At 37.8% G+C, this 26,140-nt stretch carries 29 protein-coding genes, 1 pseudogene and 1 riboswitch; of the genes and pseudogenes, 21 read left to right on the forward strand and 9 right to left on the reverse strand.

The genetic code is table 11. The features are described from left to right. Positions 1 to 319 precede the first annotated feature (319 nt). Positions 320 to 1,270, forward strand: a complete 951-nt coding sequence (locus tag BM211_RS00005; RefSeq protein ID WP_035429467.1) for an MBL fold metallo-hydrolase — start codon at positions 320 to 322, stop codon at positions 1,268 to 1,270. A gap of 9 nt (positions 1,271 to 1,279) precedes the next feature. Continuing rightward, a complete protein-coding gene (locus tag BM211_RS00010; protein WP_090994556.1) occupies positions 1,280 to 2,074 on the forward strand; it encodes an SDR family oxidoreductase in 795 nt (264 codons plus the stop codon). Between the two features lie 23 nt (positions 2,075 to 2,097). Here BM211_RS00010 and BM211_RS00015 read toward each other — a convergent pair whose 3' ends face one another. Then, positions 2,098 to 2,466 (reverse strand): hypothetical protein, encoded by a 369-nt coding sequence (locus BM211_RS00015; protein ID WP_090994558.1) that lies wholly within the window; start codon positions 2,464 to 2,466, stop codon positions 2,098 to 2,100. A 61-nt stretch (positions 2,467 to 2,527) separates the two neighbouring features. After that, entirely contained in the window at positions 2,528 to 2,713 is a 186-nt protein-coding gene (locus tag BM211_RS00020) for a YqzH family protein (RefSeq protein ID WP_090994560.1), read from the reverse strand. A gap of 233 nt (positions 2,714 to 2,946) precedes the next feature. On the opposite strand from BM211_RS00020, the gene argC reads away from it, so the two are divergent. The 7 genes from argC to BM211_RS26265 all read left to right on the forward strand — a co-directional run bounded on the left by argC (position 2,947) and on the right by BM211_RS26265 (position 8,982). After that, on the forward strand, positions 2,947 to 3,984 hold the full coding sequence (argC, locus tag BM211_RS00025) for an N-acetyl-gamma-glutamyl-phosphate reductase (protein ID WP_035429460.1): 1,038 nt from the start codon (positions 2,947 to 2,949) through the stop codon (positions 3,982 to 3,984). 12 nt (positions 3,985 to 3,996) lie between these two features. Further along, positions 3,997 to 5,220, forward strand: coding sequence for a bifunctional glutamate N-acetyltransferase/amino-acid acetyltransferase ArgJ (argJ, locus tag BM211_RS00030; protein ID WP_090994562.1), 1,224 nt, complete (start codon positions 3,997 to 3,999; stop codon positions 5,218 to 5,220). Between the two features lie 11 nt (positions 5,221 to 5,231). After that, on the forward strand, positions 5,232 to 6,026 hold the full coding sequence (argB, locus tag BM211_RS00035; RefSeq protein ID WP_090994564.1) for an acetylglutamate kinase: 795 nt from the start codon (positions 5,232 to 5,234) through the stop codon (positions 6,024 to 6,026). Continuing rightward, positions 5,995 to 7,149 carry an acetylornithine transaminase gene (locus BM211_RS00040; RefSeq protein WP_035429454.1) on the forward strand — a complete coding sequence of 385 codons (1,155 nt, stop codon included), beginning with the start codon at positions 5,995 to 5,997 and terminating at the stop codon, positions 7,147 to 7,149. The genes argB and BM211_RS00040 overlap by 32 nt, the downstream gene beginning before the upstream one ends. Before the next feature lie 13 nt (positions 7,150 to 7,162). Further along, positions 7,163 to 8,113, forward strand: coding sequence for an ornithine carbamoyltransferase (argF, locus tag BM211_RS00045; protein WP_035429452.1), 951 nt, complete (start codon positions 7,163 to 7,165; stop codon positions 8,111 to 8,113). A 104-nt stretch (positions 8,114 to 8,217) separates the two neighbouring features. Continuing rightward, positions 8,218 to 8,769: a DUF2062 domain-containing protein gene (locus tag BM211_RS00050; protein WP_035429450.1), complete on the forward strand. Its 552-nt coding sequence runs from the start codon at positions 8,218 to 8,220 to the stop codon at positions 8,767 to 8,769. Between the two features lie 54 nt (positions 8,770 to 8,823). Beyond that, entirely contained in the window at positions 8,824 to 8,982 is a 159-nt protein-coding gene (locus BM211_RS26265) for a hypothetical protein (protein WP_177206863.1), read from the forward strand. A 204-nt stretch (positions 8,983 to 9,186) separates the two neighbouring features. Here BM211_RS26265 and BM211_RS00055 read toward each other — a convergent pair whose 3' ends face one another. Next, a complete protein-coding gene (locus BM211_RS00055) occupies positions 9,187 to 9,633 on the reverse strand; it encodes a MarR family winged helix-turn-helix transcriptional regulator (RefSeq protein WP_035429449.1) in 447 nt (148 codons plus the stop codon). 258 nt (positions 9,634 to 9,891) lie between these two features. Continuing rightward, positions 9,892 to 10,659, reverse strand: coding sequence for a GDSL-type esterase/lipase family protein (locus BM211_RS00060; protein WP_035429447.1), 768 nt, complete (start codon positions 10,657 to 10,659; stop codon positions 9,892 to 9,894). A 301-nt stretch (positions 10,660 to 10,960) separates the two neighbouring features. On the opposite strand from BM211_RS00060, the gene BM211_RS00065 reads away from it, so the two are divergent. The 9 genes and pseudogenes from BM211_RS00065 to BM211_RS00105 form a co-directional block, all read left to right on the forward strand. Continuing rightward, positions 10,961 to 13,147, forward strand: coding sequence for a bifunctional 2',3'-cyclic-nucleotide 2'-phosphodiesterase/3'-nucleotidase (locus BM211_RS00065; protein WP_035429445.1), 2,187 nt, complete (start codon positions 10,961 to 10,963; stop codon positions 13,145 to 13,147). A gap of 358 nt (positions 13,148 to 13,505) precedes the next feature. Beyond that, positions 13,506 to 13,853 carry a hypothetical protein gene (locus BM211_RS00070; protein WP_035429443.1) on the forward strand — a complete coding sequence of 116 codons (348 nt, stop codon included), beginning with the start codon at positions 13,506 to 13,508 and terminating at the stop codon, positions 13,851 to 13,853. 122 nt (positions 13,854 to 13,975) lie between these two features. Next, positions 13,976 to 15,355, forward strand: coding sequence for an adenosylmethionine--8-amino-7-oxononanoate transaminase (gene bioA, locus BM211_RS00075; RefSeq protein ID WP_090994565.1), 1,380 nt, complete (start codon positions 13,976 to 13,978; stop codon positions 15,353 to 15,355). After that, a complete protein-coding gene (bioD, locus tag BM211_RS00080; RefSeq protein ID WP_035429439.1) occupies positions 15,355 to 16,083 on the forward strand; it encodes a dethiobiotin synthase in 729 nt (242 codons plus the stop codon). Before bioA ends, bioD begins: the two co-directional genes overlap by 1 nt. Continuing rightward, entirely contained in the window at positions 16,049 to 17,236 is a 1,188-nt protein-coding gene (gene bioF, locus BM211_RS00085; protein ID WP_035429436.1) for an 8-amino-7-oxononanoate synthase, read from the forward strand. The genes bioD and bioF overlap by 35 nt, the downstream gene beginning before the upstream one ends. Further along, entirely contained in the window at positions 17,233 to 17,955 is a 723-nt protein-coding gene (locus BM211_RS00090; RefSeq protein ID WP_035429434.1) for an alpha/beta fold hydrolase, read from the forward strand. The genes bioF and BM211_RS00090 overlap by 4 nt, the downstream gene beginning before the upstream one ends. Further along, positions 17,948 to 18,805 (forward strand): malonyl-ACP O-methyltransferase BioC, encoded by an 858-nt coding sequence (gene bioC, locus BM211_RS00095; protein WP_035429433.1) that lies wholly within the window; start codon positions 17,948 to 17,950, stop codon positions 18,803 to 18,805. The genes BM211_RS00090 and bioC overlap by 8 nt, the downstream gene beginning before the upstream one ends. After that, positions 18,759 to 19,757 (forward strand): biotin synthase BioB, encoded by a 999-nt coding sequence (gene bioB, locus BM211_RS00100; RefSeq protein ID WP_090994567.1) that lies wholly within the window; start codon positions 18,759 to 18,761, stop codon positions 19,755 to 19,757. Before bioC ends, bioB begins: the two co-directional genes overlap by 47 nt. Positions 19,758 to 19,947: 190 nt before the next feature. Next, positions 19,948 to 20,163: pseudogene (locus BM211_RS00105) on the forward strand (hypothetical protein); the annotation flags it as partial. Positions 20,164 to 20,337: 174 nt separating this feature from the next. Here BM211_RS00105 and ribH read toward each other — a convergent pair. The 4 genes from ribH to ribD form a co-directional block, all read right to left on the reverse strand. After that, a complete protein-coding gene (gene ribH / locus BM211_RS00110) occupies positions 20,338 to 20,799 on the reverse strand; it encodes a 6,7-dimethyl-8-ribityllumazine synthase (protein ID WP_035429429.1) in 462 nt (153 codons plus the stop codon). 249 nt (positions 20,800 to 21,048) lie between these two features. Then, positions 21,049 to 22,242, reverse strand: coding sequence for a bifunctional 3,4-dihydroxy-2-butanone-4-phosphate synthase/GTP cyclohydrolase II (locus BM211_RS00115; RefSeq protein ID WP_035429428.1), 1,194 nt, complete (start codon positions 22,240 to 22,242; stop codon positions 21,049 to 21,051). A gap of 13 nt (positions 22,243 to 22,255) precedes the next feature. Next, positions 22,256 to 22,900: a riboflavin synthase gene (gene ribE / locus BM211_RS00120; RefSeq protein ID WP_035429426.1), complete on the reverse strand. Its 645-nt coding sequence runs from the start codon at positions 22,898 to 22,900 to the stop codon at positions 22,256 to 22,258. Next, positions 22,881 to 23,993, reverse strand: coding sequence for a bifunctional diaminohydroxyphosphoribosylaminopyrimidine deaminase/5-amino-6-(5-phosphoribosylamino)uracil reductase RibD (gene ribD, locus BM211_RS00125; protein WP_035429424.1), 1,113 nt, complete (start codon positions 23,991 to 23,993; stop codon positions 22,881 to 22,883). Before ribD ends, ribE begins: the two co-directional genes overlap by 20 nt. Before the next feature lie 300 nt (positions 23,994 to 24,293). After that, a riboswitch (FMN riboswitch) is annotated at positions 24,294 to 24,437 on the reverse strand. 165 nt (positions 24,438 to 24,602) lie between these two features. On the opposite strand from ribD, the gene crcB (BM211_RS00130) reads away from it, so the two are divergent. Both crcB (BM211_RS00130) and crcB (BM211_RS00135) read left to right on the forward strand, forming a co-directional pair. Beyond that, positions 24,603 to 25,007, forward strand: a complete 405-nt coding sequence (gene crcB, locus BM211_RS00130; protein WP_035429422.1) for a fluoride efflux transporter CrcB — start codon at positions 24,603 to 24,605, stop codon at positions 25,005 to 25,007. After that, positions 25,004 to 25,357: a fluoride efflux transporter CrcB gene (crcB, locus tag BM211_RS00135; RefSeq protein WP_035429420.1), complete on the forward strand. Its 354-nt coding sequence runs from the start codon at positions 25,004 to 25,006 to the stop codon at positions 25,355 to 25,357. Before crcB (BM211_RS00130) ends, crcB (BM211_RS00135) begins: the two co-directional genes overlap by 4 nt. A 34-nt stretch (positions 25,358 to 25,391) precedes the next feature. Here the strand turns inward: crcB (BM211_RS00135) and BM211_RS00140 are convergent, their stop codons facing one another. Beyond that, complete coding sequence (locus tag BM211_RS00140; RefSeq protein WP_035429419.1) at positions 25,392 to 25,595, reverse strand: CDGSH iron-sulfur domain-containing protein; 204 nt, start codon at positions 25,593 to 25,595, stop codon at positions 25,392 to 25,394. A gap of 143 nt (positions 25,596 to 25,738) precedes the next feature. Between BM211_RS00140 and BM211_RS00145 the strand changes: the two genes are divergently transcribed. Continuing rightward, positions 25,739 to 25,981 carry a DUF2552 family protein gene (locus tag BM211_RS00145; protein ID WP_035429417.1) on the forward strand — a complete coding sequence of 81 codons (243 nt, stop codon included), beginning with the start codon at positions 25,739 to 25,741 and terminating at the stop codon, positions 25,979 to 25,981. The last annotated feature ends 159 nt before the right edge of the window (positions 25,982 to 26,140 follow it).

Raw genomic sequence — 26,140 nt, forward strand, 5'->3', positions numbered from 1 at the left:
TGCACCGCCCACAGCCAGCAAACGATAACTTTGAGATCCAAATCATTCTTTACATACATTCTATCTGATTCGAGGAAATTCCTTTTTCAATCCTTTGGCTTACGCCAACCAAAATTCATCCCTTTCCTACTCATTGGGCTTCACCCTTCTCATTCCTTGAGGAAGGGGAATTCTTTTGGAAATATGTTAAATTTACATACATTCGGCTCTTCGTAGAAAATCCCTTCTTTTTATCTGAAAATAATGACAAATTTTCATGTTAGATGTAAACTGAAGGAAGATTCATTTTTGAAACGGAGAAACAGAGGGGGCTTATAGTATGACAGTTATTCATAGATTGGAAATTCCTGTTCCATTTGCGGTGGAAATCGTTAATGTTTTTTTAGTGGAGGGAGAGACACTAACATTAATTGATACAGGAACGAATACAGAAAAATCGAGACTAGCATTAGAGAAGCAACTAAATACACTAGGATATAAGGTAGAAGATATTGAAACAGTAGTGCTGACACACCACCATGCAGATCATTGCGGACTATTGGATATATTCTCTAATCAAACAAATATTGTAGGCCATCCGTGGAATGAACCGTGGATTACACAAGATCCGCAATTTCTAAAGCGATATCAACAATTCTTTTTAGAAGAATCTAGACAATTGGGCGTCCCAGAAACATGTTTAAAACAAAGTGCATCGTTAACGAAAACAATGATTTACTCTTGTAAACGTTCGCTTACACATACGGTGAGGGAAGGGGACCGCGTTGCTTCGTTGCCGGAATTTACGGTGATTGAAACACCAGGACACGCTTCTACTCATATTTCTTTATATCGTGAAAAGGATGGATTGCTAATTGGCGGTGATGCCTTAATTGGTCATATTTCCTCTAATCCAATTTTAGAACCGCCATATGAAGGAGAAACAGAACGAGCGAAGCCGATGCTGCAGTACAATGAGACATTAAAGCGCTTAGCTAGTATGAATATTTCACGTGTTTTACCAGGGCATGGGGAAGATGTTATCGATGTGAAAAAATTAGTAAACGAGCGTCTTCAAAAACAAGAGACACGTGCCTTTAAAGTGTTAAATTTATTAAAGGAACAACCGATGACAGCATTTGAAGTGTGCGTTAAACTATTTCCTGTGCTATATGAAAAGCAGTTACCGCTTACAATCTCTGAAACAGTTGGACAATTAGACTTTTTAGCATATAATCAACAGGTGATGATTGATAAGTCATCAGAGCAATGGATTTACTATGCAAAGTAGGTGACAGCCATGAATAGGCGTTTACAAGATAAAGTAATCGTCATAACAGGAGCTTCAAGTGGAATTGGAGAAGAGTTAGCGATGCAAGCAGCGGAGTGCGGTGCAATCCCTGTCCTAATTGCTCGTACAGAAGAAAAATTACGAGCGCTCAAACAAAAAATTGAAACCGCATATCGTACTTCTTGTCATTATTATGTGTTGGATGTAAGTAATGAAGAAGAAGTAAAACTTGTTTTTGCACAAATGCTTCAAGATATAGGACGTATTGATATACTAGTCAATAATGCTGGCTTTGGGGTGTTTAAAACGTTTGTTGATGCATCCGTTCAAGAAGTTAAAGATATGTTTGATGTAAATGTATTCGGTTTAGTAGCGTGTACGAAAGCGATTTTACCTTATATGATTGAACAAAATAGTGGGCAGATTGTGAATATCGCTTCACTGGCAGGGAAAATTGCAACGCCGAAATCAAGTGCATATGCAGCAACGAAACATGCGGTATTAGGGTTTACAAATAGCTTGCGTATGGAACTTGCCAATACAAACATTACGATAACAGCAATTAATCCAGGTCCAATTGACACAAACTTTCATACGATAGCAGATCAATCTGGTACATACGTAAAAAGTGTTGAACGTTACATATTAAAACCAAACTATGTAGCGCAGCAAATTGTAAAAGCAATCGTAATGAAAAAGCGTGAAGTAAATTTACCGAAGTGGATGAATTTAGGACCGATTATTTTTTCATTGTTTCCAGGGTTATTCGAGCGTGTTGTTGGAAAATCATTAAGTAAAAAATAGGAGATTCTCAAATAGAGAATCTCCTATTTTTTGTTGGTTAAATCTTCTATGGCTGATACTAATTCAGTATTTTCTTTGTAATAATATCCGTTAATTTCAGAAGTCGTGAAATGGCCTACTTCTTCGTCTTTGTTATACATTTTTATGGAATATAAATATCCAACTTTTTTCTCTTGGCTTTCTTCTGATGTAAATGTAATTGACTGCATGTGATTGATCCATTCGTCGATATGTGTTTGATTTGTAATAATCGTATTTTCTCCATTGCCTTTCGTTATTTCTATTTTTGTTACATGAATACGAGGATAAATGTCTGTGAAGTTCATGGTGTTATCTTGGCAAGCTGTTAAAAAGAAAGTAAGTAATCCGAGAAGAATAAAAATTTTTTTCATTTTTCATAATCCTCCTTTTCATGCTTCATACTCCTTTAACATGTTATAAGTTTTTCAATTTTTACGATAGCGTAATGTATTCATATACGACATCCTCTATTGCTTCATACAAGTCAACCTCTGTATTACTAGAAAGTATGTTTTGAATACGTTCTATAAGCATTTTATAGTCTTCTTGTGAAGTTGGCGCACATTGATATTGTTGAAAACTTTTTGTAATCATTTTTTCGATTAATTTTTCATTCATGATTTTTCTCACCTATATGTGTATATGTATTGTTTTTATTGTACTTGAATTTGAAAAGAAAATCTCCATATCTTTGTTTTTGCATAAAAATTCATTTGTTATAAAAGTTTTATCAGTAAAGTGTCTTTAAAATGTTAATTTTAATAGTTTATAAATTTATAAATATTTAATTGACTCTATAAATATACAATATTATAATCGTATTTAAATCTAAAAGGTAATGAGGAGGAATTATGAAGGCGGCGATTATTGGGGCAACTGGATATGGAGGTCTTGAGCTTTTACGGTTATTAACACATCACCCAATTTTTACGGTGACATCGGTACATTCTTATTCGCAAATTGGAGAAGTCATGACGATACCATATCCTCATTTATCTACTTTTGTTTCCCATTCATTAGCAGAGGTAGATGTTGAAAGGATTGCGAAAGAGGCGGATCTTGTGTTTTTAGCAACGCCGGCTGGGGTGTCGGCAAATTTGACACCGAGCTTACTAGAGGCTGGGGTAAGAGTGATTGATTTATCAGGAGATTTTCGAATTCGAAAACCGGCTATATATGAAGAGTGGTATAACAAAACAGCTGCGAAAGAAGCGGTATTACAGCAAGCGGTGTACGGATTAACGGAGTGGAAAAAAGGCGAAATCAGAGCTGCAAACTTAATTGCGAATCCAGGATGCTATGCAACTGCCACTTTGCTGGCGGCAGCGCCATTAGTAAAAAACCGAATCATCGAAGTAGATTCCCTTATTATTGATGCAAAATCAGGAGTTTCTGGGGCAGGAAAGACGCCGACAAGTATGACGCACTTCCCGGAAATTCACGATAATTTATACATTTATAAAGTAAATGAACATCAGCATATTCCAGAGATTGAGCAAATGTTGCAAGAGTGGGATGAGAACATGAAACCAATCACGTTTAGTACACATCTGATTCCAATTACGAGAGGAATTATGGTCACGCTCTATGCAAAGGCGAAGCAAGAAATAACAGATGTTGTGCTTCAGCAAGTTTATGAGGATAGCTATTGTCATTCACCGTTTGTAAGAATACGAGAAAAGGGAGTTTTTCCAAGTCCAAAAGAGGTAAGGGGATCCAACTTTTGTGACATTGGAACGGCTTATGATAAACGAACAGGCCGAATTACGATTGTGGCAGTCATTGATAATGTAATGAAGGGGGCAGCTGGGCAGGCTGTGCAAAATGCAAATCTATTAGCAGGGATAGCGGAGACGGAGAATTTACAATTCATGCCGTTGTATCCGTAAGGGGGAGAAAGCATGATTGAAACAGTATTATGCGCGAAGATAGAAAACGGTTCAATTGTAACACCAAAAGGATTTGCCGCGATCGGCATTCATGCAGGATTAAGAAAAGAGAGAAAAGATATAGGAGCAATCGTATGTGAAGTACCAGCGAGCTGCGGGGCTGTCTATACGCAAAATCAATTTCAAGCAGCTCCGATTATCGTGACGAAAGAAAGTATTGCTGCTAAGCAAAAATTACAGGCTATTGTTGTGAATAGTGCAAATGCAAATTCTTGTACAGGTGTAAAAGGTTTGCAGGATGCATATGAAATGCGTGCATTAGCAGCTAAACAGTTTCGTGTAGAGGAAAACTACGTTGCGGTAGCGTCCACAGGCGTCATCGGAGAGCCTTTACCCATGGAGAAAGTACGTAGTGGTATTTTTTCATTACAACCATCAACAGAAGTAGGGGTTGCGACATCGTTTTATGAAGCAATTTTGACGACAGATTTAGTTGCGAAACAATCATGTTACAAGTTTTCAATTGAAGGGAAAGAGGTTGCAATTGCCGGGGCTGCGAAAGGATCGGGGATGATTCATCCAAATATGGCAACGATGCTTGGGTTTATTACGACTGATGTGAATATAGAAAGTGAAACATTACAAAGAGCTTTATCTCAAGTTACAAATCATACATTTAATCAAATTACAGTCGATGGGGATACGTCGACAAACGATATGGTGCTTGTTATGGCGAGTGGGTTATCTAATACAACTGCAATATACGAAGAACATCCAGAATGGGAGAAGTTTTTATTTGCTTTTGGAAAAGTATGTGAAGATTTAGCAAAGCAAATTGCGAAAGATGGAGAAGGAGCGACAAAGTTAATTGAGGTAAATGTGCATGGTTCGCGAACTGTAGAAGAAGCAAATATGATCGCGAAGCAAATTGTTGGCTCCAATCTTGTGAAAGCTGCTGCATTCGGTGAGGATGCAAACTGGGGGCGGATTATTAGTGCAATTGGACAAAGTGGTATTGTGATTGAACCACGTGCGGTTGATATTTCTATTCAATCGATTGCGGTGTTAAAGAATAGTGAACCTCAATGTTTTTCAGAAGAGGAGATGAAACAAATGCTGCAACAAGAAGAGCTTGTTATCGATGTGTATCTACAAATGGGCGAGTCAAGCGGAAGAGCATGGGGATGCGACTTAAGTTATGAATATATCAAAATTAATGCTTGTTATCGCACATAAGGAGAGACGAGATGAGAGAACGTATTGTAATAAAATGCGGCGGCAGTATGTTGGCTCGTTTAGGTGAAACATTTTTTCAATGTATGAAACAAATTGCACAAATGTATGATGTGATTATTGTTCATGGTGGTGGGCCTGAAATTGATGCGATGCTAAACAAATTAAGGATTCCTATTGAAAAGAAAGACGGATTACGTGTGACAACAGCAGAGGTTATGAAAATTGTACAAATGGTATTATGCGGCAGTACAAATAAGACATTTGTCTCAAAATTAAATGATCAAAAAATTGATGCGATTGGACTATCTGGATGTGATGGAAGGTTATTGCAAGTCGCTCCGCTAGAAGCAGAATTTGGTTATGTTGGTGAAGTGAAATTTGTTCGAACAACATTATTACAGTGTTTGTTAGCAAATCAGTATATTCCTGTAGTTGCGCCCGTTGGAGTAATGGATGGACAGCTATATAACGTGAATGCAGATACAGCAGCGGCGGCAATTGCGACAGCAATGAATGCGGAGAAATTAATTTTTATTACAGATGTAGATGGCGTTATATATAAGGATAAGCTCATTGAGAAAGCAAATGAACAGCAGCTTCTCGAGCTTATCGATAATGGGGCGATTACTGGTGGGATGATTCCGAAAGTAAAAGCTGCACTAGCATCATTAGAGCTAGGTGTAAAGGATGCTGTAATTGTGAACAGTACACAACGTTTTTTGACAAACAAAGGGGAGTGGATTGGCACAACAGTAACAAAAAGGGGGAGAGGTAGTGGGAAAACATGTTTTTCCAACATACAGTAGACGAAATATTGAAATTGTGAACGGAAACGGCACAAAGGTTACAGATAAACAAGGAAAGCAATATTTAGATTTTACTTCTGGCATTGCGGTATGTAATTTAGGGCATTGTCATCCAGTGGTCGTAAATGCTGTTGAAAAGCAATTACAAACAATATGGCACATTTCAAATTTATTTCCTCATACAGTACAAGAAGAAGTTGCTAAGTTATTAACAAACAATCGCGAGTTACACTATGCATTTTTTTGTAATAGCGGAGCGGAAGCAAATGAGGCAGCACTGAAGTTAGCACGTAAGTATACCGAGAAATCGGTTGTGATTACGTGTAAACAATCATTTCATGGACGAACTTTTGCGACGATGAGTGCAACAGGACAATCTAAAATTCATGATGGATTTGGACCACTTCTTCCAAGTTTTTTACACCTTCCATTTAATGATATCACCGCGTTTCAAGAAGCGATGAATGAAGAAGTCGCAGCTGTTATGGTGGAAATTGTACAGGGAGAAGGTGGTGTTCTTCCAGCAGATGTTACGTATTTACGTGAAATTGAGAAGTTATGTCATGCATACGGTGCACTTTTCATCGTCGATGAAGTGCAGACCGGAATGGGAAGAACAGGGACGTTATTCGCATATGAACAAATGGGAATTTCACCTGATATTGTCACAGTTGCAAAAGCGCTTGGAAATGGTATTCCGGTCGGAGCGATGCTTAGTAAAAAAGAGTTAGGATCTGTTTTTTCTCCGGGAACACATGGCTCGACGTTTGGCGGGAATTTTATTGCAATGGCAGCTGCAAAAGAAGTATTACAAATTGTTTCTTGTACCTCTTTTTTGAAAGAAGTACAAGAAAAAGGAACGTATTTTTTACGGAAATTACAAGAAGAATTAGAGGATAAGGAGTGGATCATTGATATTCGCGGAAAAGGACTCATGATTGGAGTTGTTTGCAAAGGAGAAGTTAGTGCGATGGTAGCCGCGTTAGAGAAAGAAGGTCTTCTAATTTTGCAAGCTGGCCCTAATGTATTGCGTATATTACCGCCGCTTATTGTAACGAAAGCAGAAATAGATGAAGCGGTGCAAATGATGAATCGTGTATGTAAACAAGCGCTGCTAAAATAGAGGAGGAATTTGGATGCAAATCGTGTCTGTACCAAAACTGCAAACAAAGGATATTTTAACATTAGAAGAATTAGCACAAGAAGAAATCATTGCAATTATTGAGTTTGCGATGTACGTAAAAAAAGAAAAAACATTACCTCTCTTAAATGGGAAAATCTTAGGATTGATCTTTGACAAACATTCTACTCGTACACGTGTATCTTTTGAAGCTGGAATGATTCAGCTTGGAGGATATGGTATGTTTTTAAATGGTAAGGAACTGCAACTTGGAAGAGGAGAAAGTATTGCAGATACTGCAAAAGTGTTATCACAATATATAGATGGAATTATGATACGAACATTTTCACACGCGGAAGTAGAAGAATTAGCAAAGGAAGCGACAATTCCTATTATTAATGGATTAACAGATGATCACCATCCGTGTCAAGCATTGGCAGATTTAATGACGATTTATGAAGAAGTAAATACATTTAAAAATATTAAGCTTGCTTACGTTGGTGATGGAAATAATGTTTGTCATTCATTGCTCCTTGCGAGTGCAAAAGTAGGGATGAACATTACAGTTGCAACGCCTCTAGGCTACGAAGCAAATGAAGAAATAGTGAAGCGTGCGATTGAAATTGCAAAGGAAACAGGAGCTAAAATTGAGATTACATATAATGCAAAAGAGGCGGTCAAAGAAGCAGATTTTATTTATACAGATGTTTGGATGAGTATGGGGCAAGAGGATAATAAAGAGAAATATAAATTGTTTCAGCCATATCAAGTGAATGAGCAACTTGTCCAAGAAGCAAAATCAACTTATCGTTTTCTACACTGTCTACCAGCACATCGCGAAGAAGAAGTCACCTCAGAAATTATTGATGGTCCACAATCCATTGTGTTTCAACAAGCGGAAAATCGCCTGCATGTACAAAAGGCATTATTAGTCAGTTTATTACAAGAAAAACAACCTTCTTCATAATAGAAGGTTGTTTTTCATTTGAAATGTCTTATCTAGCTTTCGCATTTTCTCGTTACATACTTTATAATAGTAAGAAACAGAAAAATATAAGAGAGATGGTGTAGATGCGAGTAAATAAGAAAACATATTCATTCTTTCAACGTATTTGGCGAGGAGTGAAGGTAAATTATTATAAATTATTGCGTGCACCAGAAGGCGCGAAAATTGTTTCACGCGGATTTGCTGTTGGTTTTGGAATGGAAATGTTAGTTATTCATACGGCTTCGCTCGTATATCTTATTTTTTATCCGCTTGTTCGATTACTGAAAGGTTCGTTTCCTGCAGCGGTTATCGGTAATATTATTGGTAAATTAACATTTTTACCTGTTCTGTTAATTCCTTTTGCGCATGCACTAGGAAAACTTATTTATCCTTTTGAGATAAAAAAAATACCGCTTCACCATTATACAATAAAAGATTTTTTTTCAGTAAATGGGTTAACAATCTTAAAAGGCTTATTACAAAGTGAAGTCTATGTAATAATAGGTATGACGATTTTAGGGATTGTACTTGGCGTAATTGCTTATTTTGTTATGTACTATTTGTACGAGAAAAATCGTAAATTACGACTGACGAAAAGAAAGAAACAAATAAAAAGCCCAATTGTACAACTATAATGAATGCACATCACATTTCCTTTTTGAATATGCTTCTAAAAAGGAGGAAATGTGATGTTTTTTTCTTATTATGATCCAAGGTACCATCCACAAGTTAAGTATTATCCTGTTCCATATATAAGGCAAACTGTGCAACCATTACAAGAAAGTAGACCGTATTTAACTACTTGGCCATATTCAAATGTATATTATGGAAATTATTACGAAGCATAAAGCTGCTGACCTAAAAGGCATATAAGTGCCCTTTAGATCAGTAGCTTTTTTCCGTTATCGACCGTTCTTTGCAATATATCGGCGCTTCGACACGATTTAAAGACCCCTTGACGATATTTGACATACAAGTAGTCGATTCGCTGAGTTGAATCATACCAAAAAGTGAAAGGAGGTGACTAAAAAGTAGACTTTTTAGTCACCTCCTTATATATTCGCTTTCAAAATTACATTTTGGATTGTTTGCAATGAATGGGTTAACTGTTCCCGATCGCTTGCTGATAATGTTTGTAAATTTTCTTTTAGTTTTTTTAAAAGGAATTGTTTGTATTGATTGACTAATGATTTTCCTTCAGCTGTAAGAGACATTAAAATAACACGCCGATCTTTTTCGCTATAGTGGCGCTCTACAAGCTTTTCTTGAATGAGTTTATTTAACAGTGGTGTCATATTCGGTCTTGAAATAGCTAACCGTTTGCCGATTTCTGAAACTGCTAATGTATCTCGCTCATGCAATAACAATAATACCTGCGTATGTGATGGCGGCATATGTCGCTGAGAAGAAAACTCTCCAGGAAGCATAAACTTGCGATAAAAAAGAGGCACTAGCGAAAGGAGATGATCAACAATGTGTTCCCACTCACGTGAATCCATATAACAGCCCCCCTTCTGTCCTTATTGTAACAAAAAAATACAATGTTATAAAAATAGAATGATTTTTGTGTGAATCTAAGGCGAAAAACCGCCTATAAGGGTTCGATTAGTTCAACTATATAATTCCCTTTTGTTTTAAATATTGCACGTGGCAGGAAAAGGAACTGACCGCTACTATGCATGGCCAAATGCTCTTGCCTATCTAAAAAAGATGTTTTTAGGTCGTTGTATTTATATAACCATAGGTAGGAACGTCGCCTACTTATATGATAACACTTGTTTTGCAAACGATTCGGCGATTTTCTCATATCCTTTATCATTTGGATGAACTTGATCATATAGTAAATCTTTTTGATCATTTGGCAATAAATTACGAATCGGTAAGACGAGTGAAGGTTGATTTTCTTTTGAAATCGAATAGATCACTTTATTCCAATTGTCTAAGAAAACACTTGCGTAAGAAGCAATGGCATCCTCTAGTTTTAATGGATTATAGAGTTCAGAGAGAATGATGAGCGCATTCGGATTAGCGGCACGAATCGTTTTTACAATGTTTTGTAAGTCTTGTTCAAAATAATCTTTCTCTTCATTTAATAACTTCATTCCTTCTAAAGCACCGACGTTTCGGTTGATGTGTAAAACATTATTTCCGCCAATACTAATTGTAATCATGTTGGCTTCTTTTATTTTTTGCTTCATTTCTTCGGTTTGCATCATTTGAAGTAACCGGTCTGTTGTTAACCCATTTTTTGCAAGATTATCGACGATAATTTGTTTTTGTAATTGTGTTTCTAATATATGAGAAGCAACTTGTACGTACCCACCTTGTGTAGACCCGTAACCTTTTGCAAGAGAATCACCTAGAACAAGATGATGAAGCGTCGCATCAGTTTGTGTATCAATCCAGTGTGGAACGGTTGCTACTGAAGATTCTTTTTGAACATTTGTCTCATTTTTCTTGTCACAATACAAAAGTGTAATGATAAGAAGGAGGAGACAAACTGTAGATAAAAGAAGTTTTTTCATTATGTTATCCTCCTTATAAATGGTTATTTTATCATATTCATGATGAGAAGCAATGGAATACACATTACGTGTTCACAAAAATTTTACAATACTTTAACATAAAATTTGTAGAAGTACGTCAAAATTTGTTGACGATATAAACGACAGTTCGTTATGATGAACTTTAGATGGGGTAAATTTATCCAAATCGCAAAAGAAGTAGGACAACTAACGTCTTGGCAATTTGGGTGATTAAGAAGTAGGGACACTGATCCCATCGTATATTTTATAACTAGGGACTATGTTATAAGGGGGATTTTTTGTGAAGAAATCAACAAAAACGTTGGCTGGTGCTGCACTTGCAATAGGTGTTATTGCTCCGCAAGTATGGCCTACACCTGCACATGCAGAAGGAGAGGAAAGTGCTGTAAAACTAAGAATATTAGAAACATCTGATATTCATGTGAACTTAATGAACTATGATTACTATCAAACAAAAACAGATAATAAAGTAGGATTAGTTCAAACAGCGACTTTAGTTAATGAAGCACGTAAAGAGGCAAAAAACTCTGTTTTATTTGATGATGGAGATGCATTGCAAGGAACGCCGCTTGGTGATTATGTAGCAAAAGTAAAAGGTTTAGATGGAGGCTATGTCCATCCATTATATCGTTTAATGAATATGATGAAATATGACGTCATTTCTCTTGGAAACCATGAATTTAACTACGGTTTAGATTATTTAAAACAAGCAACTAGCAAAACACAGTTTCCTGTAATTAACTCGAATGTATATGATGCGAAAACTGGTGAAAATTATTTCAAGCCATACCATGTGTTTGAAAAAGAAGTAGAAGATGAGGCTGGTCAAAAGCATAAAGTAAAGATTGGTGTAATGGGCTTTGTTCCACCGCAAATTATGGGATGGGATAAAGCGAATTTAGAAGGAAAAGTAATAGCGAAGGATATTGTAGAAACAGCGAAAGAAATGGTACCGAAAATGAAAGCGGAAGGCGCGGATATCATCGTTGCGCTAGCTCATTCGGGTGTTGATAAAAGCGGTTACAATTCTGGAATGGAAAATGCATCTTATTATTTAGCAACAGAAGTTCCTGGTGTTGACGCAGTGCTGATGGGGCATTCTCATACAGTAATAACGGACAAGTATGAGAATGGTGTTCCTGTTGTAATGCCAGGTGTTTTCGGAAGTAATTTAGGAATGATTGATATGGAATTAAAGCAAGTGAACGGAAAATGGGAAGTACAAAAAGAGAAATCGAAACCTGCCGTTCGTCCAATTGCAGATAGTAAAGGCACTGCTTTAGTAGAATCAGACCAAAAATTAGTAGAAGCAATAAAGGATGACCATGAAGGAACAATTAAATATGTAAATACACCAGTTGGCGAAACGACAGCGCCAATTAATAGTTACTTTGCGCTTGTACAAGATGATCCATCTGTTCAAACTGTAACGAATGCACAAAAGTGGTACACAGAGCAGAAGATGAAGGGTACGGAATTTGAAGGGCTGCCAATTTTATCAGCAGGTGCACCGTTTAAAGCAGGTGGCCGTAACGGCGCTACATATTATACAGACATTCCAAAGGGAACGCTTGCAATTAAAAACGTTGCAGACTTATACGTATATCCAAATACATTATATGCAGTGAAAGTAAATGGGGCTCAGTTGAAAGATTGGTTAGAAATGTCTGCTGGTCAATTTAATCAAATCGATCCAAAGAACAAAGATGAGCAAAAATTAGTGAATGTTAACTATCCAACATACAATTTTGACGTATTAGACGGTGTGAAATATGAAATTGATGTAACGCAGCCAGCTAAATATGACAAAGATGGAAAAGTTGTAAATGAAGCTGCAAATCGCATTGTGAACTTAACGTTTGATGGAAAGCCAGTATCGGATAGTCAAGAGTTTGTTGTAGCAACGAATAACTACCGTGGTAGCAGTAAAACATTCCCAGGTGTAAGTAATGGGGAAGTAATTTTACAATCTCCTGATGAAACACGTCAAATTATTGTAGAATATATGAAACAAATAAAAACAATTAACCCGACAGCAGATAAAAACTGGGCATTTAAACCAATCACTGGTGAGAAATTGAATATTACATTTGATTCTTCTCCAAATGCTCAAAAATATATAACAAAAGACGGCAACATTTCTTACGTTAGTCCATCAGAAAATGAATTTGCTAAATATGCAATTGATTTATCAAAAAAAGATGAACCAGCTGGTGGCGATAATGGAACTGATGAGCCGAAAACGCCAACAGATAACAACAATGGCGGAGATCAGCCGAAAACAACAGAAGATAATAAAAACAACGAAGAGAAGCCGGCAGCAACAGACGCAGGTAAAGAGCAAGCGAAAACAGACAACAACTTGCCAAAGACAGGAGCGAATATGTTTACGACATTAGGAGCAGGTCTTGCGTTTATTGGGGCAGGTGCGATTGCGTTATTTAGAAGAAAGAAATTAAATAAATAAGAAAGAAAAAGTCCGCTGCTTAGCAGTGGACTTTTCTTTCTATTCCTTATTTCATGAAAGAATGTAGGAATCGTTCCAGCACTAATTAATGTATCAACCAGTAAAAAGATAAAAATGGCAAATTAGCTGAAATACCAATTCATACTTCGTTCTGTACTGGTTCGCACCATTCACCAGATTTCTGAAATCTTGAAGCGAAATACTACTAAATCCTATCATCGCCGATTCATATCGTGGTAGTAAATTTTTATTATATAAAATAGAAGGAATATCAACAGTTATTTTTGAAGTTATATGATAAAGAAAAGGATATAAATTATCTTTTTGTTCTTTATAATGAATATGAGGAGGGGAAAATATGAAGGTAAAGATCATAACGATTTCAATGGTGTTCACAGTCATTTTTGGTGCTGGAATTTATACAGCATTTGCGTCATCTCCTAATCCAATAAAGAAAAGTGTTGAAAAACCAAAAGAAACAGTGAGACAAGATGAAGAAGAAATAATGAAAAAAACAGCAGATAAATTCGGAATTTCTACAGAAGGAAAACCAAAAGAACAGATTCAAAAAGAAATAAGTGTAGTGCGTTCTGAAAAGCGACAAGAGCTTCTTCGTGAGCATGCGAAAGAGCTTGGAATCGACGTAGAAGGTAAAACGGACGAACAGTTAATTCAAGAGATTGGTAAAATTCAGAGCAAAAAATAGGGCGACTTATCATAGGATAAGTCTTCTTTTTTTAGAACATGGTTCCATGAAAAAGAATTGACAGTATTTGCCCTCTAATGTTAACCTTTTAAACAAACAAGTTAACATTAGAGGTGACAATCATGACTGTGAGGAGCATGGAGCAAACTTTTACATATGAGGAACTAGCTCAAAAAAATAAAGATTATGTATGGCATCCATTTACCCAAATGAAAGATTATTTGGAAGATGATCCTGTCATTATCGAACGGGGAGAAGGAAGAAAATTATACGATGTGAATGGAAAAGGCTATTGGGATGGTGTGTCTTCCATTTGGCTCAATGTTCATGGTCACCATGTTCAAGAGCTAGATGATGCGATTCGTGAGCAGTTAAACAAAATTGCGCACTCTACATTGCTAGGTATCGCGAATGTACCAAGTATTTTATTAGCCGAAAAAATTATTGAAATTGTACCTAATGGACTAAAGAAAGTTTTTTATTCTGATTCTGGTGCAACGTCAGTTGAAATTGCAATTAAAATGGCCTTTCAATATTGGCAGCATAAAGGAAAGCCTAATAAGAAGAGATTTGTTACGATGAAAGAAGCATATCACGGTGACACAATTGGAGCGGTATCTGTCGGGGCAATTGATATGTTTCACCAAGCATATAGTACGCTTTTATTCGATACGTTAAAAGTACCATATCCGTATACATATCGTTCTCCTTATGGGGAAGATGGGCAAATGATTGTGAAAAAACATTTAGAAGAAATGGAAGATTTATTACGAGAGAATCACGAAGAAGTAGCAGCTGTTATTGTTGAACCGATTGTCCAGGGGGCGAGCGGGATTATTACAATGCCAGATGGTTATTTAAAAGGATTAAGAGAGCTTTGTACAGCATACAATGTTCTTCTTATTACAGATGAAGTAGCAACGGGATTTGGCAGAACAGGCAAAATGTTTGCATGCGAACATGAAGGAATCACACCGGATATTTTAACTGCTGGAAAAGGGTTAACAGGAGGATATTTACCGGTTGCTATTACCGTAACGACAGATGAAATTTATCGTGCTTTTCTAGGTGATTATGAGGAACAAAAAACGTTTTTCCATGGCCATAGTTATACAGGAAATCCACTAGGCTGTGCAGTAGCGCTTGCAAACTTGAAATTATTTGAAACGACTAATCTTATAGAATCTGTTAGTCATAAAGCAGAATATATCGAAAAGCGCTTAGAAGTTTTGCATGGATTTAAGCATGTGGGAGATATTCGTCAGCGAGGCTTTATGATTGGCATTGAGCTCGTGCAAAATAAAGAAACGAAGGAAGCATATTCTTGGCAGGAACGAGTCGGTGTGAAGGTTTGTAGAAGAGCACGTGATTTAGGAATGATTCTTCGTCCACTAGGGAATGTTGTTGTCTTTATGCCGCCGCTTGGGTCAACGATAGAAGAGCTTGATGATATGATTGCAATTTTACAGCAAGCTATTCAAGAGGTAACGGAGGAGAAATGATGAGTGGTTTCTTTGTGACAGCGACCGATACGGAAGTAGGGAAAACGGTTGTAACAGGTGCATTAGCTGGTGTGCTTCGCGAGCGCGGATACAATATTGGCGTGTATAAACCATTGCAAAGCGGTCATCTTGCCTCTCATCCAGAAGGAGACGCTGCTCGGTTGAAAGCTGCTGCCGGTGTAACAATATCATGTGAAGAGATTTGCCCTTATTCAGTTGAAGAACCGCTTGCGCCTCGCTTAGCAATGAGGCGGGCAGGAAGGCAAGTGCTATTATCAGATATTACGAGTCATTACAATGAATTATCAAAACAATTCGACTCTTTGTTTGTAGAGGGCGCTGGCGGACTTGTAGTTCCTTACACAACTGATGCCCTCGTTGTCGATTTTGCGAAACAGCTGCAATTACCAGTGCTTATTGTAGCAAGGCCAACGCTTGGGACAGTGAATCATACTATTTTAACGGTTTCTTATGCAAAAGCACACGGTCTTTCAGTCGCGGGTATCATTTTATCTGGATGCCGAGAACATGAAAAAGAAAGAGTAATAGAAAACAAAGAAATGATAGAAGAATTAAGCGGCGTACCGGTTATTGGATTGCTGCCAGCGCTTCGTGAAAACTTTACGAGAAATGAACTATTACAAGCGGCAGAAGAGAGTATTGCTATCTCAAAATTAGAGGAGTTTTTACGCAATGAATCCAGTGTGGGAAACGCATTTTCAGTCTAAGCTATCGAGTCTTATAGAAACGTCACAGCACCGAAAATTGTTGGCAACGGAGCACGCCGAACAAGCGTGGCTCGTTCGAAATGGAAAGAGATTATTAAATTTAGCTTCAAACAATTACTTAGGATTAGCTGGTGATGTACGGTTAAAAGAAGCTGCAATTGAAGCGACAAAAACGTATGGGACCGGAGCGACGGCGTCCCGTCTCGTTGTCGGGAACTATCCGTTATATGAAGAAATTGAACAGCGAATATGCGCTTGGAAAGAAACTGAAAAAGCACTAATTGTGAATAGTGGTTATACGGCAAATGTCGGAGCAATTTCTTCACTTGTAGGTCGTCATGACATTGTATTTAGCGATAGGCTGAATCACGCCAGTATTGTAGATGGCATCGTATTAAGTGGTGCTGAGCATAAGCGCTATCGTCATAATGACTTAGAGCATTTAGAGCAATTACTGAAATCTGCTAAGGCAGACAAGCGAAAACTTATTGTGACGGATTCTATTTTTAGCATGGATGGAGATAGGGCTCATTTAGAAGATTTAGTGATGCTAAAAGAAAAGTACGGAGCGCTTCTTATGGTTGATGAGGCACATGCGGGCGGAATATACGGGAAAAACGGAGCGGGTCTTGCTCATGAGTATCCGAAATTAGCCAAGTCGATAGATATTCATATGGGTACATGTAGTAAAGCATTGGGTTGCTATGGTGCATATATTACCGGAAATGCTGTTTGCATCGAGTATATGATCAATACGATGCGTAGTTTTATTTTTACAACTGCTTTACCACCAGGAACGCTTGGTGCAATCGGAAAAGCAATTGACATTGTGAGAAAAGATGAAACACATCGTCATATATTAATAGAAAATGGCCGATATTTTCGAACAGGTTTGCAAGAAGCTGGTTTTCATATTGGAGACAGCACGACGCATATTGTTCCTGTAATTGTAGGGTCTAATGAAGCAGTGCTCCGTTTTAGTATGAAATTGCAAGAAGCAGGAATAGCAGCGATTGCTATTCGGCCGCCTACTGTTCCGCAGCATAGTTCTCGCATCCGCTTTGCCGTAACAGCTCACCATACGAATGATGATTTACAATGGGCAACGCAGCGGATTGTACAAATTGGAAAAGAAGAAGGAGTGATTTCATGACGCAGCCTAGTCTTATTCTCATTCCCGGATGGGGCATGGAAGAACTGGTTTGGGAAGCATTCCTTCCGCATTTACATGATTTTCCCGTACATGTTGTTCATTGGCGTAATAGTGAAGATAAACAGGAGTTTCAACGTCGAATTATAGAGGTAGCAGAAGGGAAAGAAGTAATTTTAGTTGGCTGGTCACTTGGAGCATTGGCCGCTCTTCAAGTACATCATTCATTGCAAACGAAAGGGATTGTGTTACTAGGAGGAACAGCGAAATTTACAACTGATTCCGATTACATACATGGCTGGAAAAACTCTTTTGTTGAACGTATGAATCGAAATCTTTTGAAACAAAAAGATGATACGTTGAAACGGTTTTATGTGAGTATGTTTTCCAAGGCGGAGCAGGAAAACGGACATGATATTGCATTCTTGAAAATAGCGGAACAATTTCAAGGTGATTCGATTCATTCTTTGCAATGTGGACTCCAATATTTAATAGAAACAGATGTTAGAGAACAGCTATTACAAATAGATGTGCCAGTATTACTCCTTCATGGAAAAGATGATATGATTTGTCCTCTCTCTGCTGCGGAGTATATGCAAGAAAAAATAAACGCATCACTCACGATTATAGAAGAAGCTGGACATGCACTTTGTTTCACACAAGCAAAGCGATGTGCAAAAGAAATGATACAGTTTGTAAAGGGGATAGAGCGAAATGATTAACAAGGCGTTATTACAAAAACGATTTAATCAAGCGGCTGTATCCTATGATCAATATGCAAGTGTTCAAAAAAAGATGGCGGATCGGCTGCTTGCTCGTATGAAAGAGCACTTCGATGAAGCGGCACAAATTCATATTTTAGAACTTGGCTGTGGCACAGGTTATGTCACAGAGCAACTAGCAACATCCTTTCCGAAGGCAACGATTACCGCTGTTGATTTTGCAGAAAGTATGATTACAAAAGCAAAAACAAGGTGTAATGTAGAGGCTGTTACATTTCGATGTGAAGACATTGAACGTATTACACTTCACGAGCGATATGATGTAATAATCTCGAATGCAACATTTCAATGGTTAAATGATTTATCAGCTACATTAGTACATTTATATAAAAATTTACGTGAAGATGGTGTGCTGTTGTTTTCAACATTTGGAAATGAAACGTTTCATGAGCTTCATACATCATTTGAGCGTGCGAAAACAGCGAATGCCATAGAGAATACTACAACTGTTGGGCAAAGATTTTTAACAGGGTTACAGCTGCAAGGGTTGTGTAAAAGAATAACAGGGGATATACAGATTACTGAAACATGTTACATAGAAACATTTGCTACAGTTCGTGAATTTTTACAATCGATTCGTAAAGTTGGAGCAACGAACAGTAATGAAGAATCTTATTGTCAAAGCCCTTCTATCTTTCGTAGTATGCTTCGCATATATGAACGAGATTTTACAAAATGTGAACGAATTGCAGCAACATATCATGCTTTATTTTCTTATATGAAAAAAGAGGGGAAGAGAAGAAATGAAACATGTCCAAACGAAAACAGATTGGAAGCAAATCGCATTTGAAGTAGTAGAGGGAAGAGATGTAACGAAAGAAGAGGCACTCAGTATTTTACAAGCAAATGACGAAGAAATTTTAGAAATTATGAATGCGGCGTATGTAATTCGTCATCATTACTTTGGGAAAAAAGTAAAATTAAATATGATTATTAATACGAAGTCAGGTTTATGTCCAGAAGATTGTGGGTATTGTTCGCAATCAATCGTATCCGAAGCGCCGATTGATAAATATGCTTGGTTAACACAAGAGAAGATTGTAGAAGGTGCGCATGAAGCAATCAAGCGTAAGGCAGGCACATATTGTATCGTTGCTTCTGGCCGTCGCCCAACGAATAAAGAAGTTGATCATGTTATTGGAGCGGTAAAAGAAATTCGCGAAACGACTGATTTGAAGATTTGTTGCTGCCTTGGATTCTTAAATGAAGATCAAGCGGAGCGCCTTGCAGAAGCTGGCGTACATCGTTACAATCATAATTTAAATACACATGTAGATAATTACGAAAGCATTTGTTCAACCCATACATTTGACGATCGTGTAGATACAGTTGAAAAGGCGAAGCATGCGGGGATATCACCGTGTTCTGGTGCAATTTTCGGAATGGGTGAAACGACGGAACAACGCGTAGAGATTGCATTCGAATTAAAGCGTCTAGATGCGGATTCTATTCCATGTAACTTCCTTGTTGCTGTGAAAGGAACGCCGTTAGAAGGGCAAAAAGAATTAACACCAACGCAGTGCTTAAAAGTATTAGCGATGATGCGTTTTGTAAATCCGTCAAAAGAAATTCGTATATCTGGCGGACGTGAAATTAATTTGCGATCTGTTCAACCGCTTGGTTTATTTGCAGCAAACTCAATTTTCGTTGGAGATTATTTAACAACTGCTGGCCAAGAGCCAACAACAGACTGGGGAATGATTGAAGATTTAGGGTTTGAAATTGAGGAATGTGCATTGTAGGCCCTATGCTAACTTGAGAAGAAAGCTCTCTATGAAGGAGCTTTCTTTTTTTGTAAATAAAATGTAATAAAGCGTATATAAGTGTTGGAATCATTGGATCTGTAAAGAGATGACATAATATGTATTCGAATTTCCAATTCTGCAATTGTACATAGTAAGAGGGAGTTTAATCGTGATTTGGGGGATTCGAATGCATAAACATATATTAGCGTTTATGAGTTTTCTTATTTTATGGAAAGCAGTTAGTGCCGACCCAGTAAAAGCTGTTGAAAATCCTGAACAGAAAGATTTGCAAAAGAGGGTTGAACAGCATTTTCGGCACCAAGCTGCGTACTTTGGAATTGAAACAGAAGGAAAAAATTTAAAAGCAGTGCGTCAAGAACTACAAATTGTGCAAGAAGGAAAAGCAGAAAAATAAAAAGAGGCCGAAGCCTCTTTTTGTTCGAAATGTAATCAGTTGATCCCGCTCAAATGGCTGGTAAGAAGTAAGCGCAGGAAGAAAAACAAACCAGCCATAAGAGCCCGATTGGGTGGGCTAACTTCTTGTGAGAAAAAGCGTTTCACAAGAGGAAGTTTCACTCTATGCCCACTGGCGGGATAAGTTTGCCATTTCAATCGCTGCAATGGCTGATTCCCAGCCTTTATTGCCAGCTTTTGTACCAGCGCGTTCAATTGCTTGTTCAATCGTTTCTGTTGTTAACACGCCAAAGATAACAGGAATTTCTGTTTGTAATGAAAGAGAAGCTACGCCTTTTGCGACTTCATTGCAAACATAATCATAATGTGTTGTTGCGCCGCGTATCACTGTTCCAAGTGTAATGACAGCATCGTATTTTCCGCTGTTTGCCATTTTCTTTGCAATTAACGGAATTTCAAATGCACCAGGTACCCAAGCGACATCAATGTTATTTTCTTCTACCCCGTGACGCTTTAAACCGTCTAATGCACCGCCTAATAGCTTGCTTGTAATAAATTCGTTAAAACGACCAACGACAATACCTACTTTTAATCCTGTACCAACTAAATGACCTTCAAATACCATCATGTATCTCTCCCTTAATCTATTTAAATTTATATTAATTTTTCCAACATAGAAGTTGCTGCTATGCAAAGCAAAATATGATTTGCCCTCGCCTACCCAAAAAGAAAGGGCTTTTAATGACTGCTCCTTTTGTTTCAAACCTAGCATGTGGCAGGAAAAGGCCCCGACCGCTCCTATACGTGGCCAGACGCTCTCGCCCTCCCCTAAAAAAAGGGTTTGTATGTCATTTTTTTAATTTGCAGCTATATATTATAGATTTAATAAATGACCTAATTTTGTTGATTTCGTTTGTAAATATGCTTTATTTTCTTCTTTTGCTGGAATTTGGAGCGGCACGCGTTCTACAACTTCTAAATCATAACCTTGTAAGCCTGCAATTTTACGTGGGTTATTTGTTAATAGGCGAAGCTGTTGTAACCCTAAATCTTTTAAAATTTGTGCGCCAATACCATAATCACGAAGATCAGCTGCAAAGCCGAGTTTTTCATTTGCTTCTACAGTATCGTAGCCCTCTTCTTGCAGTTTATATGCTCGTAATTTATTAAGCAGTCCAATGCCTCGTCCTTCTTGACGCATATACAGAAGAACTCCTGTTCCTTCTCGTTCAATTTGAGCGAGCGCTGCATGAAGCTGCGGACCACAGTCGCAGCGGCAAGATCCAAACGCATCACCAGTTAAGCACTCAGAATGGACGCGTACAAGCACTGGTTCCTCTGTAGAAATATCACCTTTTATAAGAGCGATATGTTCTTGATGATCTAGAGAATTGGAGTAGCCGATGGCCCGAAATGTACCAAAGTCAGTTGGTAATGTAATTTCGACTTCGCGCTGCACTAATGTTTCATGATGGCGGCGATATGCAATTAAGTCTTCAATTGTAATCATTTTTAAATGAAATTGCTTTGCAATTTCTAATAAGTCAGGCACTCGTGCCATCGTTCCATCTTCATTTATAATTTCACAAATAACACCTGCTGGCTCGGCGCCGCATAATTTTGCTAAATCTACAGCAGCTTCTGTATGCCCAGCGCGGCGAAGAACGCCACCTGCTTTTGCGATTAAAGGGAATATATGTCCAGGGCGTTTAAAATCACTTGCTGCAGCTTCAAGATTTAATAGTTCACGTACAGTTGTCGCACGTTCATGCGCACTAATACCAGTTGTCGTCGAAATGTGATCGACGCTAACTGTAAAAGCCGTACCGTGTGAATCTGTATTTTGTGAAACCATAGGTCCTAACTCTAAACGATTGGCATATTCTTCTGTGATCGGAACGCATACAAGGCCGCGCCCATGCGTAATCATGAAGTTGATTGTTTCAGGGGTAATATACTCGGCTAAAGAAATAAAATCCCCTTCATTTTCTCTATTTTCATCATCGCATACGATAATAACTTTTCCTTGTTTTAAATCTTCTAGCGCTTCTTCAATTCGATGAAACATTTCATTTCCTCCTTTATAGGAATCCATTATCTTGTAAAAAGCTTTCTGTAATTGAGCTCTTTTTAGATGTTGGCTTTGTAATAAAACGCTCAATGTATTTTCCAATCATATCGCACTCAATGTTCACGATATCGCCAGCAGCTTTTATTCCGATTACTGACTGACTTAATGTGTGTGGAATGAGAGAGATCGTGATGGAAGATTCCTCAACTCCAAAGATTGTGAGACTTGTACCATCAATGGCAACAGCCCCTTTTTGTAAACAATAGCGAAGCAATTCATTTGGTAATTGAATTTTGTAATATACAGCGTTATAGCTTCTTTTTTTATCAATAATTGTTCCAATGCCGTCAATGTGTCCTGTCACAAAATGCCCACCAAAGCGGCCGTTTGCACTCATAGCGCGCTCTAAATTTACTGTTGAACCGCGAGTAAGTGACTGCAAAGACGTTGCGCGCATCGTCTCAGGCATGACATCAACGGTAAAAGAATGGGTTGTATAAGAAGTGACGGTTAAACATATTCCGTTAACAGCAATGCTGTCACCTAAGTTTACGTCTTCCAAAATGGTCTTTGCCGAAATTGTCAGTTTCATAGCTTCGCCAGTTTGCTGCATATTAGCGATTGTTCCAAGTTCTTCAACAATTCCTGTAAACATAAGGCACCTCTTTTCTTGGGGTGGCAACTATTTTAATATCATCACCAATTTGTTTCATCGATTGAATGTGCAGCGCGAGTGCATCTTCAAGTTGTGTAAAACCATTTCCGCCAAAACATGTTGGGGCCTCTTTACCACCAATTAGCTTTGGACTAATATAAGTAATCAGTTCTTGAAAACATTTTGCTTCTAAGAAACTTGCATGAACTGTTTGTCCGCCTTCGACAAAGAGAGAAAGAATATTTTTTTCTCCGAGAAGATCGAGCAGTTCGTTTATTTCAATACGATTCGTTTTCATTTGCAATACAGATACCATATCTGATTGAAATGTTGCGATTCTCTCTTTTGAAACGCCATTTCCAACGATAAACCATGTTGGGGCCTCGCCATCTGTAATTACATGAGATGAAAGCGGTGTTCGTAAATGTGTATCAAGTACGATGCGAATCGGATTTTTTCCGCCATTTACAATTCGCGTTGTTAAATGCGGATTATCAGTAATAATTGTATTTACACCAACGAGAATGGCATCGTGTGTATGACGATAACGGTGTACATCAGCGCGTGCTTCTTCACCGGTAATCCATTTACTTTCTCCTGTCCGAGTAGCAATTTTTCCATCTAAACTCATTGCTGTTTTTAGTGTGACAAATGGACGCCTTGTTTTCATGTAGTGGAAAAAGTAACGATTTAATTCTTTTGCTTCTTTTTCCAGAACACCAATTGTTACGTCAATCCCAGCTTCTTGTAATCGCTTGACACCTTGACCTGAAACGAGCGGGTTGCTATCTAGTGCTGCAACAACGACTCGGTTAACGTTCTTTGCGATGAGTAAATCACAACAAGGAGGCGTTTTTCCGTGGTGACTGCACGGTTCTAGTGTTACATATACTGCTGCACCGTGCGCATTTTCACCAGCCATGCGGAGGGCGTGAACTTCAGCATGTTCAGTTCCCGCTCGTAAATGGGACCCTACTCCAACGATATTCCCATCTTTTACAACAACAGCACCGACCATAGGATTAGGACTTGTTTGCCCAGCTGTATGTTTTGCTAATTGCAAAGCAAGTGCCATATATTCTTGATCTGTCATAAACTCACCTCTCCTAAAAAAAATCAAAAAACCCCAAGGATAGAATCCTTGGGGTGAGAGAGACGATGTTTCTAGAAATATAAGAAGGATACGAGAGTATACGAAAGAAACCTAGCGTTAATCGATATGTTTGCATAGAAAAGAATCCCAGCAAATATCTATTTTTTTACATGCTAGTGTTATTGTATGATTTCAGCAAAGAAAACAATGGTATACGAAAGAAAACATATGTATGTTTAAAAATAAACAGTACAAATGTGCATGCTGAAATAAACTTATCCTATTATACGTACTAGAAAACATATCCTTCTCCCATCCAGACTATACTGTCGGCTCTAGAGTCTCACTAGATCCACCGTTTTCAACTTGAAAACGGGTCACGGACTTAGAAGTGTGCACTTCATCACCGCCGGTTGGGAATTTCACCCGACCCCGAAGGATGCTGTTTGCTCACATTATAGCACAAAAAAGACAAAAGGCTATAAAAATATTTGAATGTGAAGAATTGTATGAAAATAAAAAGGACTTAAATCGTGCATTAGCAAAGAGAATAAATTTGTTATACTAGTGTAGAAAAATTTTATATAGTGTTTAAAACGAGGTGGAAGTATGAAATATATTGCAGTAGGAATAGGCGGCGTTATCGGAGCCTTAGCTCGCTATGGAGTAGGACAGCTTTTTGAAACAACATCTTTTACTAGTTTTCCATTAGCAACATGGTTAGCTAATATGAGTGGCAGTTTTTTGTTAGCATTTTTAACGATGTCTATCTTTCGGATGAAACAGGTTTCACCGCTTATGATAAGTGCTATTGGTACAGGGATAATTGGTTCATATACAACGTTTTCAACTTTTAGTGTAGACACGCTAAAGTTATTGCAGCATGAATCGTTCACAATGGCTTTTTTATATGTGAGCACAAGTATGATAGGAGGATTGCTTTTCTCTTTTGGCGGATTTTATGTTGGGAATAAGCTATATGAACGTAGTAGGAGGAAAGAAGGAAACATATGAATATATTACTTGTTAGTATCGGTGGTTTTTTCGGGGCAATTGCCCGTTTTTTTATTAGTACGATAGCGAAAGAAAAATATGGGGATTCTTTTCCTTATGGAACATTTTTTGTGAATATGATGGGTTCGTTTTTACTCGGTCTGTTATACGGTGCTGGAGTAGCTAAAATGTGGGTATTATTATGTTGCACAGGATTTATGGGAGCATTTACGACTTTTTCAACATATCAACTGGAATTGATCCAATTGATACATAAACGAGAAGGTCAAAAGGCATTATTATATTTTGTTATGAGTTATGTAATAGGTATTGGTATTGCTTTTTTAGGATTTTATGTGGGAAGTATGTAAAAAAACGCGCACATGTTTTTGTGCGCGTCTTGTGTTATTCTTTCGGTGCCCTTACAGCAGATTCAAATTGTCCTTTATGTGAACCATCGCAATACGGCATATTTTTTGATAACCCGCAGCGACATAGTGAAAATGCCGGCTTTGCTGGAAATGCATTTCCTTCCGCATCGATTAGTTCCACATCCCCTGTAATGCGAAACGAACCATTATCATTTACTTTAATTTGTACTTTCCCCATTGTTACACCTCCTCACCAAACGCATATGCTTATCATATACTTACTAGAATGACTTGACAATGTTTAGAAACAATGCTTTTTGTGAGAAAATAGAAATGATATAATAAGTTATATACTGAAAACATATTAAGGTGAACATAAACATGAAAAAACAATTACGTACATTACAAAATATCGCAACAGAGCGAACGTGGGTATCGTTTTTAAATGATAACCATCCCTACAGTTTACTTCATTGGTCAATTGCCGGTGTGCAGCAGGAAGTAAAGGATGTATGGTTATTACAAGATGAAGTAACATTTCAAACAACAGAGTTTTCATCACTTGATGAAGCAATAAAGTGGATTTCTGAAAATATGGATCAAGTTACAGATGTATTGGCGTAATAGGCCATTGTGAATCTAAGAAAACTTTTGCTGTTGGTTGGGATAGGAAAGAGGCTCATTCATTTGGAAATGAATGAGCCTCTTTGTGGTGTAGTTTCTAATGCATAAAAACATACAATGTGTGCAACATACAACCGATAGAAACAGCAAAGAAGGTGG

The sequence above is a fragment of the Bacillus sp. 491mf genome, assembly GCF_900112415.1.
Lineage (GTDB): Bacteria > Bacillota > Bacilli > Bacillales > Bacillaceae_G > Bacillus_A.

Excerpts from the sequence above, each read along its gene's own strand:
- BM211_RS00005 (WP_035429467.1), top strand. The coding sequence starts at position 320 with ATGACAGTTATTCATAGATTGGAAATTCCTGTTCCATTTGCGGTGGAA.
- BM211_RS00010 (WP_090994556.1), top strand. The coding sequence starts at position 1,280 with ATGAATAGGCGTTTACAAGATAAAGTAATCGTCATAACAGGAGCTTCA.
- BM211_RS00015 (WP_090994558.1), bottom strand. The coding sequence starts at position 2,466 with ATGAAAAAAATTTTTATTCTTCTCGGATTACTTACTTTCTTTTTAACA.
- BM211_RS00020 (WP_090994560.1), bottom strand. The coding sequence starts at position 2,713 with ATGAATGAAAAATTAATCGAAAAAATGATTACAAAAAGTTTTCAACAA.
- argC (WP_035429460.1), top strand. The coding sequence starts at position 2,947 with ATGAAGGCGGCGATTATTGGGGCAACTGGATATGGAGGTCTTGAGCTT.
- argJ (WP_090994562.1), top strand. The coding sequence starts at position 3,997 with ATGATTGAAACAGTATTATGCGCGAAGATAGAAAACGGTTCAATTGTA.
- argB (WP_090994564.1), top strand. The coding sequence starts at position 5,232 with ATGAGAGAACGTATTGTAATAAAATGCGGCGGCAGTATGTTGGCTCGT.
- argF (WP_035429452.1), top strand. The coding sequence starts at position 7,163 with ATGCAAATCGTGTCTGTACCAAAACTGCAAACAAAGGATATTTTAACA.
- BM211_RS00050 (WP_035429450.1), top strand. The coding sequence starts at position 8,218 with ATGCGAGTAAATAAGAAAACATATTCATTCTTTCAACGTATTTGGCGA.
- BM211_RS26265 (WP_177206863.1), top strand. The coding sequence starts at position 8,824 with ATGTTTTTTTCTTATTATGATCCAAGGTACCATCCACAAGTTAAGTAT.
- BM211_RS00055 (WP_035429449.1), bottom strand. The coding sequence starts at position 9,633 with ATGGATTCACGTGAGTGGGAACACATTGTTGATCATCTCCTTTCGCTA.
- BM211_RS00060 (WP_035429447.1), bottom strand. The coding sequence starts at position 10,659 with ATGAAAAAACTTCTTTTATCTACAGTTTGTCTCCTCCTTCTTATCATT.
- BM211_RS00070 (WP_035429443.1), top strand. The coding sequence starts at position 13,506 with ATGAAGGTAAAGATCATAACGATTTCAATGGTGTTCACAGTCATTTTT.
- bioA (WP_090994565.1), top strand. The coding sequence starts at position 13,976 with ATGACTGTGAGGAGCATGGAGCAAACTTTTACATATGAGGAACTAGCT.
- bioD (WP_035429439.1), top strand. The coding sequence starts at position 15,355 with ATGAGTGGTTTCTTTGTGACAGCGACCGATACGGAAGTAGGGAAAACG.
- bioF (WP_035429436.1), top strand. The coding sequence starts at position 16,049 with ATGAATCCAGTGTGGGAAACGCATTTTCAGTCTAAGCTATCGAGTCTT.
- BM211_RS00090 (WP_035429434.1), top strand. The coding sequence starts at position 17,233 with ATGACGCAGCCTAGTCTTATTCTCATTCCCGGATGGGGCATGGAAGAA.
- bioC (WP_035429433.1), top strand. The coding sequence starts at position 17,948 with ATGATTAACAAGGCGTTATTACAAAAACGATTTAATCAAGCGGCTGTA.
- bioB (WP_090994567.1), top strand. The coding sequence starts at position 18,759 with ATGAAACATGTCCAAACGAAAACAGATTGGAAGCAAATCGCATTTGAA.
- ribH (WP_035429429.1), bottom strand. The coding sequence starts at position 20,799 with ATGGTATTTGAAGGTCATTTAGTTGGTACAGGATTAAAAGTAGGTATT.
- BM211_RS00115 (WP_035429428.1), bottom strand. The coding sequence starts at position 22,242 with ATGTTTCATCGAATTGAAGAAGCGCTAGAAGATTTAAAACAAGGAAAA.
- ribE (WP_035429426.1), bottom strand. The coding sequence starts at position 22,900 with ATGTTTACAGGAATTGTTGAAGAACTTGGAACAATCGCTAATATGCAG.
- ribD (WP_035429424.1), bottom strand. The coding sequence starts at position 23,993 with ATGACAGATCAAGAATATATGGCACTTGCTTTGCAATTAGCAAAACAT.
- crcB (WP_035429422.1), top strand. The coding sequence starts at position 24,603 with ATGAAATATATTGCAGTAGGAATAGGCGGCGTTATCGGAGCCTTAGCT.
- crcB (WP_035429420.1), top strand. The coding sequence starts at position 25,004 with ATGAATATATTACTTGTTAGTATCGGTGGTTTTTTCGGGGCAATTGCC.
- BM211_RS00140 (WP_035429419.1), bottom strand. The coding sequence starts at position 25,595 with ATGGGGAAAGTACAAATTAAAGTAAATGATAATGGTTCGTTTCGCATT.
- BM211_RS00145 (WP_035429417.1), top strand. The coding sequence starts at position 25,739 with ATGAAAAAACAATTACGTACATTACAAAATATCGCAACAGAGCGAACG.